This window comes from Paenibacillus sp. TAF43_2, assembly GCF_052113545.1.
In the GTDB taxonomy this organism is placed as follows: domain Bacteria; phylum Bacillota; class Bacilli; order Paenibacillales; family Paenibacillaceae; genus Pristimantibacillus.
Window position 1 is genome coordinate 1 of sequence record NZ_JBFRDK010000016.1, and the last position, 11,420, is coordinate 11,420.

General features: G+C 40.3%; 10 protein-coding genes. 3 read left to right on the forward strand and 7 right to left on the reverse strand.

The window, feature by feature from the left end; all coding sequences use genetic code 11:
- The 3 genes from AB4Z17_RS05605 to AB4Z17_RS05615 all read right to left on the reverse strand — a co-directional run.
- Window positions 1-285 (reverse strand): GDP-mannose 4,6-dehydratase (locus AB4Z17_RS05605; protein ID WP_441958648.1); only part of this gene is annotated, 285 nt, incomplete at its 3' end.
- 25 nt (window positions 286-310) lie between these two features.
- Window positions 311-1,387 carry a mannose-1-phosphate guanylyltransferase gene (locus AB4Z17_RS05610; protein WP_441908420.1) on the reverse strand — a complete coding sequence of 359 codons (1,077 nt, stop codon included), beginning with the start codon at window positions 1,385-1,387 and terminating at the stop codon, window positions 311-313.
- 1 nt (window position 1,388) lies between these two features.
- Window positions 1,389-2,669 (reverse strand): glycosyltransferase, encoded by a 1,281-nt coding sequence (locus AB4Z17_RS05615; protein ID WP_441958650.1) that lies wholly within the window; start codon window positions 2,667-2,669, stop codon window positions 1,389-1,391.
- A gap of 372 nt (window positions 2,670-3,041) precedes the next feature.
- Between AB4Z17_RS05615 and AB4Z17_RS05620 the strand changes: the two genes are divergently transcribed.
- The 3 genes from AB4Z17_RS05620 (at window position 3,042) to AB4Z17_RS05630 (ending at window position 6,976) form a co-directional block, all read left to right on the forward strand.
- The gene (locus tag AB4Z17_RS05620) at window positions 3,042-5,303 is read left to right on the forward strand and encodes an O-antigen ligase family protein (RefSeq protein ID WP_441958652.1); all 2,262 of its coding nucleotides are present in this window, start codon (window positions 3,042-3,044) and stop codon (window positions 5,301-5,303) included.
- Between the two features lie 207 nt (window positions 5,304-5,510).
- A complete protein-coding gene (locus tag AB4Z17_RS05625) occupies window positions 5,511-6,524 on the forward strand; it encodes a peptidoglycan DD-metalloendopeptidase family protein (protein ID WP_441908423.1) in 1,014 nt (337 codons plus the stop codon).
- A 5-nt stretch (window positions 6,525-6,529) separates the two neighbouring features.
- Window positions 6,530-6,976 (forward strand): bactofilin family protein, encoded by a 447-nt coding sequence (locus tag AB4Z17_RS05630; protein ID WP_441908424.1) that lies wholly within the window; start codon window positions 6,530-6,532, stop codon window positions 6,974-6,976.
- An 83-nt stretch (window positions 6,977-7,059) separates the two neighbouring features.
- On the opposite strand, the gene AB4Z17_RS05635 is transcribed toward AB4Z17_RS05630, so the two are convergent.
- The 4 genes from AB4Z17_RS05635 to AB4Z17_RS05650 all read right to left on the reverse strand — a co-directional run bounded on the left by AB4Z17_RS05635 (window position 7,060) and on the right by AB4Z17_RS05650 (window position 11,158).
- The gene (locus AB4Z17_RS05635) at window positions 7,060-7,854 is read right to left on the reverse strand and encodes an ABC transporter permease (RefSeq protein WP_441958654.1); all 795 of its coding nucleotides are present in this window, start codon (window positions 7,852-7,854) and stop codon (window positions 7,060-7,062) included.
- Complete coding sequence (locus tag AB4Z17_RS05640) at window positions 7,847-8,767, reverse strand: ABC transporter ATP-binding protein (RefSeq protein ID WP_441958656.1); 921 nt, start codon at window positions 8,765-8,767, stop codon at window positions 7,847-7,849. The genes AB4Z17_RS05635 and AB4Z17_RS05640 overlap by 8 nt, the downstream gene beginning before the upstream one ends.
- Before the next feature lie 517 nt (window positions 8,768-9,284).
- Complete coding sequence (locus AB4Z17_RS05645) at window positions 9,285-10,667, reverse strand: sugar phosphate nucleotidyltransferase (RefSeq protein ID WP_441958658.1); 1,383 nt, start codon at window positions 10,665-10,667, stop codon at window positions 9,285-9,287.
- A 50-nt stretch (window positions 10,668-10,717) separates the two neighbouring features.
- The gene (locus AB4Z17_RS05650; protein ID WP_441908428.1) at window positions 10,718-11,158 is read right to left on the reverse strand and encodes a PilZ domain-containing protein; all 441 of its coding nucleotides are present in this window, start codon (window positions 11,156-11,158) and stop codon (window positions 10,718-10,720) included.
- Window positions 11,159-11,420: the final 262 nt, after the last annotated feature.

Below are 11,420 nucleotides of genomic sequence, written 5' to 3' on the forward strand. Positions count from 1 at the left end.
TGTTAAAACAGGTTGATCCCAAGACGTGCCAACAAACGATTGTGCTGCTAGGTTATATACCTCATCCGGATTAGAAATTCGAACGGCATTTATAAGTGAACCTTGATCAAGCAAATCCCCATCTATAAACTCAATTTCATTTTTTATATGTTCAATATTCTCTAGAATTGGAACACTCGTTCTTCTACGTAGTCCATATACTTTGTATCCCTTTTCTAGTAATAGCTCTGCCAAATAAGATCCATCTTGTCCAGTAATACCTGTAATTAGTGCATTTTTAGTCATTGTGATTCATTCTCCTTATATATGTTTATAGATATTGTTCCAGCTTTTGCATCCTTAATTCCTTAAGCAGCAGCTTTACTTCCTGCGCTTTATCTTTAGTACAAATTAAGGTTACATCTTCTGTATCAACAATAATTAAATCCTCGATTCCTAAGGTTGCTATTAACTTACCATTGCTTTCTATAATGCAACGTTTAGTATCTATATTTAATATATTTCCTTTAATCACATTTCCATCTTCATCCAAATCATCAATTCTTTCTAGCGCTGTCCAACTGCCAACATCATCCCAACCAAATAAGCATGGAATCACGAATATGTCGTCCGCCTTTTCCATAATGCCGTAATCTATCGATTGATCTGGCATTTTGACGAATTCCATTGCAATTATATCATTTTGATTTGTTTTTCCAAAAGCATACTTCATCGTTTCTAAAATATCGTGCATTTCAGGCATAAGCTCTTTTATGTATTTTCTAATCACTGTTGTTTTCCATACAAAAATACCGCTATTCCAATAGAAATTCCCAGCCTCTAAATATACTTGGGCTGTTTCTAAGTTAGGTTTTTCTACAAATTTATTAACTTTAAAAACACTAACTCCGTTTAATGGATTATCCATACCGGTGCTTTCTATGTAACCATAACCCGTTTCTGGATAGGTTGGTTCAATACCCAAAGTTACTAGGTTCCCATTTTCATTTGCAACTTCTACAGCCGTCTTGAGAATTTCGATAAATCCCTTATCATTCTGAATAATGTGATCAGAAGGCATAACAATCATCGTGCTATCAGGATAACGATCTTCAATAATCAAAGAAGCAAGCCCAATACAAGGAGCTGTATTTCTGCCTACTGGTTCAATAATGATATTTTCGTGAGGTAGATGAGGTATTTGTGCCTTCAATAGCTCTGCATAAAGCTCATTGGTAACAATAAAAATCTTGTCTATAGAAATTAGTAGTTCCAATCTCTCTATTGATTGTTGAATCATAGACTTATTGCCTGATATGTTTAAAAATTGCTTCGGCAGGTTAGTTCGACTCTTTGGCCAAAAACGCTCGCCTTTGCCCCCTGCCATAATTACACAAGTAATTGTCATATTAACCTCCATTATTCCATTTCATTATGTATTCCAAGCGTTTCGTCATGAGTTGTCCTACTTGCTCTGGCGAAAAATCTGTTTTTATCGTATGCTCGCCTTCTTTAGCAATCTCATCACGATAATCTGGTTCATTAACTAGTTTCTTCATATAATAACTCGCATGATCAACGTCTGGCTCTGCCCAATACTGATACGCTTCATATGGCCCAAAAGTGCTGCCAAGCTTTACTAGTTCATATTTCACTGGACATGAGTTACTATCATTCATAAARTCTGTATTAGATGACCAATTCGTTCCAATGACTGGTTTTCTCAGAAACATAGCTTCTGCTAAACCAAGACCAAAACCTTCACTTCGATGAAGGGATATGAAACTATCTGATACATTGATTAATGCATTTATATCATTTCTTGATAGTACCTCTTTTATTAAGTAAATATTTGTATAGTCATCGATTAATTTTTCTAATAACTTCATTTCATTAGATTCAGCATTACTAATGTTCACTTTAACAATTAGTCCCACATTAATATCATCCTTACCAAAAGCTCTTTTAAAAGCTTCGATTGACGCTTGTGGATTTTTACGTTCCTGATAGCTTTTTACATCATACATGGTTAAAAATAAAAATGTATCTTCAGGAAGATTATAATAACTTCTGTTTCTGTATTGTTCTATTTTCACTTCAATACTGTGGGGAATACGAATAACGGGAACTGGACTTTTAATTGAAATCGCTTCTGCAACAAATGTAGAAGGTGCCCAAACTTCATCTACTAGGCTAAAACTTTCTGTCCATTGATCAGGGAAATCAGGTAATTCCCAGTGCCAATAACCAATATTGTATTTATTATTGAATATTCGATTCCCATAGTGAGCATAAATTTCCATCATTTGCTCAGCATTAATATGAAATACGTTTATATCATATTTGGGATCTTCAATTTCCTTATGTACCCAAGATGTATCTGACATCCTGGCGCTATTAGTTCCTTTGAAATTTATAATTCCAAACTCCAAATTACCTGCTGTCAGTGATTTAGCCGCGATTCTGCATGATTCTCCAATTCCCATTTCTGCTCTAGCATATCCAATTAAATTAATTCCCTTTTTTCCAATGTGAATTTTTATAGATTTATTCTTTTGCTCAATTGGAAAAGCTGATTTTAATAATGCTTTCTTTACTTGCCTCATAATATGCGCAGGTACAATTATTCCAGCAACTTTTTTAGTTGGCACTGCCATTTTATATAATATTTTTGAAATTAACCTTTTCATAAAGACACCACCGCAAATTTCATTAACATCTTTGTAATCTCATAATGCATATTTGTATTCCCATCATATAGAACAGTGGTTCTTTCAAAAATGTTGCTTAATATGTAAGATTGCACAAAGAAAATGTCTATATACCCCTGCTATCTTACCAAAATTCCTCCCACATTAACACCTTATTCTACCTTTACACCGAATAAATTGTAGAATTTTTCCGATTTCATCTCTATTTCGACAAAACCTCATATTCTACAAATTTGTAAACTACATACAAATCGCATCTCCTAATATAGTAATCTACTCCCCCATTTGTTAAAATACAAATAAAGCTAAATGTTTCATATCTACATAACGATGGATGAGGAGTACATACGAATGAGTGCACGGAACAAATCAAAAAGGAATACGAACACTTTAAATGCTGATTTTGCGCTTTTGAGGTGGATTGGGGCGATTGGAATCGCTCTATTTCTAGTCATCTTCCCCTATGAGAGAGCATTGTTTAACGGTTACGAATTAAGCTTTGAAGGCCCTATTTATGGAGCACTCATCTTCGGTTATGTGATGCTTGCCTTTACTGCATTTTATGTGTATCGCAACTCACAGATGAACAGTTATCGCGGAATTTTGTCGATTGCCGTCATGCTGCTTCCATTCATTTATTGGTTGTCATCATTGCAGGCGGTTTCAACCTATTACGCGAAGTTTATGACTCTCGTATTTTTCCTACTTGCTGCTTTATTCATAGGCGCTCTGTATTTTGCAGAAAATAAGCTTACGCGCAAAACGATCGAATATGCGGTTATGCTCTCCTCCTATTTAATTGTACTATTTGGTTTACTCAACCTTTTTGGTCAAATCTATTATAAGGATGCGCTATGGCTTGCACATGACGGCTACCGGCTTTCATCGGTATTCCAATACTCAAACTCATACGCCGGCTTCCTAGTCGCTTTATTTCTAGTTAGTTTGTATTATGCCGTTCACTGCGTGCGTCCATCTGCAAGAATCATTCATGCTGCCATGCTTGTACCGATTTGGATTTCATTCATGCTCACCTATTCACGCGGTGCAATTGTTATTATTCCAGTTATGCTGCTTATTGTGCTGCCTTTCTTACGCTTAACGAAGCAAATTACATACATCGTGTTTATGGGCGTATCTGTAGTGGTTTCCATGGCTGTCCTTGGAAAACTAACAACGATTGCTGATAAAATAGCTGCACTAGTTCAACCAACTGAAACGAAAGCGCCAAGTACAATTTCCTTGTTCAGCTCACTGCCTATGCAGGGCTGGGGATTACTTGTGCTCGGCCTACTCATTGTTACTGGCCTTATTATGCTTTACCATGCCAAAGCTGCTAATTTCCTAGAAACAAAGCTTACCAAGCTTTCTTCGTACAAATGGTCATTTGCGGCTGTGCCTGTCATTACAATCGTGCTTACTGCTGTAGCAGCGGTCAGCCTTCTTGGCAGCAGTGCTATTCGCGGCTTGCTTCCTGACAAAATTGCTGCACGCTTTGAAAATATTAACCTCCAACAGCACAGCGTTTTGGAACGTTTAACCTTTTACAAAGACGGTCTTCGTGTAGCTGAGGATTACCCTCTGCTTGGAGGCGGCGGCGGCGCTTGGCAAGCCATGTTTGAGCAATATCAGAATAACCCTTATTGGAGCAGACAAGCACATAGCTTCTTTGTACAAGTTCTTGTGGAGAGCGGTTGGCTTGGTCTACTAGCAATCGTCGGACTGCTCGTGTTTGTATATTTTTTATACATCCGATCCTTTATTCGTTATCCCGAGCTTAGAGGCAGCCATTTTGTCTTTTTCATTTTTTCTTTGGCGCTGCTAGTCCACAGTGTGATCGATTTTGATATGAGCTATATTTATATTATCTCTCTCGTCTTTATTTCTCTCGGTTGTATGCTTGCTCCATATAGCCACAAGCTAATAATCGAACGCATGAATGGCAAGCTTAATAAATCTTGGACAAAAATCGCATATCCAGCGGTTATGGCGTTATTGTCTATATTCCTTCTCGTCATTGCCATTCGTGAAACTAACGCAACTGGCAACTATAATAAAGCTATCGACTTGGCAGTTGGGCAGCAAACTTCTTTAGAACAACTTCTGCCTATTCTTGATCGTGCAATTAAGTCTTCACCAACACAGCCTTATTATAAGCTAACGAAAGCTGACTGGCTGGAGCAGGCTTATAAGCAAACGAACACCGCTACATTCCTTGATCAGGCACTTAGTACAGTTAAGGAAGGCAGAAAATATGATCCTTATAATCGAAGCCTTCTAATGTCGGAATATCGTTTTCTGCAAGAAAAAGGACTTTTTGAAGAGTCGCTCGCAACGATTAATGAAGGTGTCAAAAAATTCCCTTGGGACATCAATCTATATGAAGCTGCGATAACCTCATACGCCAAAGCAAATCAAACTGCACTGACGGGCAAGGATGAAGCTAAAGCAAAAGAATATGCTCAGCAAGTTGTCGATCTCTCTAACGAAGTTAAAAGAAGAATCGGTCAGCTAGCTTCACTTCCAGCCGAGCAGCAGCAAGGACGTACATTTGCAATGACACCAGGTATAGAGGAAGCAGTAGCCCAAATCGAGCTTGCTTTGGCACAATAAAGTGTTGTGATGATCTCGTATTACAAAGACTGCCCGCTTGCACAATTCATGTGCGACGGGCAGTCTTTCTCGTTTCATACAAGTTTCACGCAAGTTTCTTGTATGTTTCACACAAGTTTTATGGCATGTTTTACTTCGTTTAAGAATAAATAGCAATAGAACGTTCTGATCGTTTATAGCCAATCTTAAGTAGGAAGGAGAAGTCTATTGAAACGAGTCCAGAAGCCAAAATGGTCTTTTGTCGTGCTGCGCGGCGCTGACAAAACCGTTAAACAGTTTCACGTTTCAAAGCGATCGGTCTTTGCCGCTCCAACGGCGGTAGTAATAGCGGTTACGGGCTGTATTGCGGGGCTTCAAATAAAGTCGGCCTATGAAATGAACCAATTGGAAGAACAGATGTCACAACAAGACGAACGATTTGCCCAAACCGTTTCCGATAAAAACGAAGCTATTGTCTCGCTGCAGCAAGAGATAATCGGATTGTCCGAGCAAGCAAATGAAATGAAAGAGAAAATCGATGATCTACAGCAGCTCGAATTAAAGCTGAAGCAATTTATCGCAAACTATGGCAGTAAACTTGAAACCTCTACCTATCTGACGCCGATAGACAAAAGTGAGACAACTGTAAAAATTCTTTCCAATACTTCCTCAACAGGAAAACGGAGCATTAACGATTCGAAGCAAAGCAAACAGTTTATTTTGCTCGCGCAGGAAACAGGACTTCATCTCGCCGATTTGCAGCGGATGGTAGAGACGATGGAGGATTCATTAACGTTGACGCTGCAGCTCGCACAAGCGACGCGAGTCTCCGTTGATGCTTATCCTTCCGGCTGGCCGACACGCTCCAAAATGCTGACCTCTGGATTTGGTTATCGAAGAGATCCTTTTACTGGACGAACGGCTTTCCACGCTGGACTAGACATCACTGGCAAGCTAGGAGATCCCATATTTAGCGCAGCAGACGGCACAGTATCGGACACAGGCTTCAATAATTCGCTGGGCAAATATATCGTCATTGATCATCTCGGAGGCCTGCAAAGCGCCTATATGCACTTAAAGGAAATCGAAGCAAAAGAAGGGGACACCGTCGTTCGAGGCGAAAAGATCGGTTTGCTCGGATCGAGCGGCAGAAGCACTGGTCCGCATTTGCATTTTCAAATCATGCAGAAAAACGAACCTGTTAACCCTTTGCCATTTTTGTCATTAATAAAGGAGGATTAATGTTTATGTTCAAGGACCATAAGCGGCTGGCAGCCACTGATACATTAATTGGCCAAGGCACGATAAGCGAGGGCCGGCTAATTTGTGAAGCAAGTCTTCGCATTGAAGGGGAGCACCGAGGCGATATCGAATGCAAAGCTGACGTCATCATTGGAGAATGCGGTCTTGCTCGCTCGAATATTACGGCGCGTGATATTACCATTGCAGGAAAAGTGTTCGGAGATATCGTCACCAAGGGGAGGCTGATCATTACTTCCTCCGGTACTTTAACGGGGGCAATTACAACCCAAACACTTATCATTCAAGATGGCGGCAAGCTGAATGGCAACTGCCACATGGAGCAAACAGCTGACAGCAAAAATCGTGTACCAGCAGAATCCGATCCACCACACATCATCGGTAAAGAAACGGTAATTAAAGAATCCAAAGAGAAATCTCGCCAAGCAGGATAATACAGCAAAAAAGCCGTTCTACACGTGCATGTCTTCCGAAGAAGCAGCATGTATAGAAACGGCTTTTTAAATTCATCTAAAGTCTAAGCTGCAACATCGCGTTTCTTAAAGGTATACCATGTAATGGCGATGAAAAGAGCATAATAAACACCGAGAACCACAAGCGAAAAGCCTAAGGTCATGCCCTCTCTCATCGGATTTCCATCCAAGTATTGCGTTAGATTCAAATGAATAAACAATAGATAATCGATCCATTTGTAATCGAGCATTGCAACTAAACCAATAAAGCTGTTAACGCCAAGAAGGAGGAACAAAGCCATACCAATTGCTAAACCGCTGCTGCGGAATACAGTAGAGAGCATGAACGCAAGCGTTACGGTAACAACAAGCGAAATTAACGTCAAGCCATAATACTTAAGCATATAGGAAACCGGATTCGTACCTTCTGCTCCAACGAAGGTTGGCTTTATATCCGGCGACGCATTAATGCCGAAGCAAATCCAGTTCACAAATATCGTCACAGCAAACAGTACAATAGCAAGCAAAAGAGCGAATATCATAATCGAAATATATTTTGACAACAATATTTTTGAGCGTGACCAAGGTCTGATTAGGAGAAGCTTGATGGTACCGCTCGTAAATTCCTCTGCAACGCCGCCAGCAGCGATTACTACGGTAAAGATCGTAACGAGCAGAAACAGAATGGAGGATTCCATAAAAGCAACATCCCACATCGAAGCATCTCTTCCGCCGAATATTACCCATAAAATAGAAATAGCCAGAACTAACAAAACCAATATACCGGTCATCACCCATGTGCGAGGACGACGGTAAATTTTCATGTTCTCATTTTGAATAAGCGGCAAAAAATTACCCAATTCGTTCCCCTCCTGTCACTTCTAAAAATTGGTCTTCAAGTGTCTTAACCTGTACGCGAATGCCATAAACCTTGATTCCAGCATGAACGAGAGAAGCATTAATGGAAGCTGTGTTTTCCTTATCCGTTTCAACCGCTATGGCATCTTTGCCTTCAAGCACCGCAGTAAAGCCAGATGTGAACAGCACATCCATCGCTGCCTGCTGACTGTCCACTTCAATTACAACACGGTTATGTACTTTAGCTGCATGCTCGCCCTTAATGGTTCGCACGTCTATGAGCTTGCCATTTTGAATGATCGCGACACGATCACACATAAGCTCCATTTCAGATAATAAGTGGCTCGATACAAATACAGCAATACCTTCTTCTTTGGAAAGCATGCGCAAATAGTCACGTAGCTCTCTTATCCCTGCCGGATCCAAGCCATTTGTAGGTTCATCCAAAATAAGCAGCTGAGGTTTATGCAATATAGCCTGTGCTACGCCAAGCCGCTGCCGCATGCCGAGCGAATAGGTTTTCACCTTATCCCGAATTCGCCCTTCAAGACCAACAAGCTTAACAACCTCATGAACACGATGCTCTGTGATGCCTGGAATCATTCGTGCATAATGAATTAAATTATCATAGCCGCTCAAGTATTTGTACATTTCAGGATTCTCAACAATCGCTCCAACATGGCGAATTGCCTTTTCGTATTCCTTTGTAATGCTATGTCCTCCAATAGTGATTTCACCATCTGTGAGCGACATTAAGCCAACCATCATTCGAATCGTAGTGGTTTTACCCGAGCCGTTGGGACCAAGGAAACCAAATACTTCCCCAAGCGGGATATCAAGCGTTAAGCGATCAATAATCGTTCTGCCGCCGATTTTTTTGGTTACATTTTTTAATTTAACAATAGGCTGATCCATATTTGTGCTCCTCCTTCAAAAATCCAAATCCTATTCATTATAAACGATTAAGGAAACAATTGGTAGTTTACAAAAAAATATACCTCCACTCTACAGTTAAACTGTAGGGCAGAGGCTCTCATTATCATTTGTGCGATAGGGCTGTATAACATGTTCGGCAACTTTCGCATCTGCACGAAGGAACATTTTATAGTCATAGTTACTGGTCTTACCCGGCGATCCTACTATAGCATCCAGCCTATCCTGCTCCACGCTGCATGTTAAGCAATAACCCATTGGATGTACCACTCGGAAAAATCCTGTTCGAAACAAAATATCTGCTTCAGGACTTAAAAGCATCTCCCCGCAACTAACACAATAAAAACGGTCCTTTGAACATATCATTCGATAGATCGCTCCCTCTCTCTTTCGTAATGATTGTATCAACCTCAACATTAAAAACGGCATTAAGCGTTAAATGGCAGAAGTTCTATCATAACGTCGATTGCAATCCATCCAAACATGCTTTAACAGCATATTATACACTATTTAATTGACTAGTGATTTCATCCCATGTCGTTCCAAGCCTTATAATGTCATCCTCATTAATCTGTTTGCCTGTCTGAACCTCAATTAGCTCAACGTCCGTAATTGCCCGCAGGCTGTGCCTTGTTCTCTCTGGAATCGATACGGTATCGCCTGGTTCAACATGACGGTACAGATCATCCAGAATCAGCACTCCCTCTCCGGAGATAATGGTCCACGCTTCTCTTCGCTTAAAATGCATTTGATAGCTTATATTTTGGCCAGCTGCAACAAAAACCCGCTTTGTAACACAATGAGTTCCTGATGACAAGACAACGGAATCAACAATTTTGGAATGCCCCCACCTGCGCTCCTCATACTTTGGACGCTCATTCATGAGCTTAAGCTTCGCATCGAGCTCAGTACTCGCATTTTTGCTAGTAACCAAAATGCCGTCGGGACTTGCCGCAACAATCACATTCGTAAGCCCAATAATGGAGATAGGAATGTCCAGCTCATTGATGAGCTGGGATTGCTCGCTGTCATCCGATATTTCGCCCATGCCTAGTCGTTCAAAGGCCAGCTCCTCGGATAATGTTTTCCATGTGCCAAGATCTTTCCATTCACCATCGTAGCAAATAACTGAACGAGAGGTTTCTTTTTGCGATACTTCAATTTCGAAACTTGATTTAGGAATTTTCGTATACTGTTTATATAGTTCATCATAATGGATAGGCAGCCTGCGATTCATGAGCAAAGTAATCATATAATCAAGCTTGAATGCGTAAATACCGCTATTCCATAACGCTCCGCCTTTTATTAATTGATTTGCTTCAGCCTCATACGGTTTCTCTTTGAATGAATGTACTCTACGTTCATAGCTGTCATCATCATTGCTGTGCCGATTGGCTTCTGGAACGATATATCCATATTGCTCTGACGGATAACTTGGCTTAGTCCCAACCATAAGCAGCTCAGATTTGCTTTCTCTGATCAGCTTTGGAAGTCCTCTTATACATGAGAAAAAATCACAGCTTACATAAGCATCAACTGGTATGACAATGACCGTTTCATTTAAAGATACGCCCGCGATTGAATACAAATAAGCAGCGGATAGCGCTATCGCTGGAAACGTGTCGCGCTGCTCAGGCTCAATGATAAGCGGTGCTTTTACACCTACCTGTCTTTGTAAAATCTCCACCTGCTCACGGCAAGTCGAAATGCGAGTATGCTCCTGCAAATCCGACTCTTCCAACTGGCGCCATATACGCTGCAGCATTGATTCCATGCCGCCGTTTGGACTCTCCAGTACAGTTAAATATTGTTTAGCTCGACTACTATTCGACAAAGGCCATAATCTCTTCCCAGATCCGCCTGATAACAAAATAATTTTCAAAGCATGTCCCCCTTCTACGTTGTTATTGAATTCTACTTCCTATCAGATCATTAACTACTGTAATACAGCCGTTTTGTATTTAATAATCTGCTGTATAAATAATGAATTTTTTTCTGCTGTGGTTGACTTTCTAATATTTCTTGGTTCATGACACCAATAATAAGAGAGCGAAGTGTATTCGAGCATTCAAATAACACGCCATGAGCGAATTGATTATCTTGTTTCAAATTCCAAACGATCCGACCGCGAATCATAATCTGTACATTCGAAATCGTCATTCGAAATTCAACAAGATAATTGGATTGAATCGGTAATTGCAAGCCGGATAAGAAGCATAAACCATTTTGGCTTAAATTAAGTAGAAGTACTGTAGTCGTAGATGGCGTCAACAATTGTCCATCTTTACTAATTAGCCGCAGCTCTGCCTTAACGCCCTCTGTGAAGCGTAGCCTAATGTGGTTGCGCGAGGCATCATTTGAATTCGTCGCCATGCTTAATTCCTCCATCATACCTAATAGCAATAACAATCCTTGTTACAGCTCAAATACTGGACTCCATTTCTATTAATGCCTATTCCTCTAGCAAGAAATCTATTTCAAGTACAGTGACGGCTGCGTCCTAAGCCGCCTCTCCGCTATCCATCTCTACTTTATCTCTTAACCTCTGACCAACTACATATAAATTACTAATAATGATAGATATATTAACATCATTATACCCGAGTCCGCGGATGGAATATGTCGGTTAATGGGC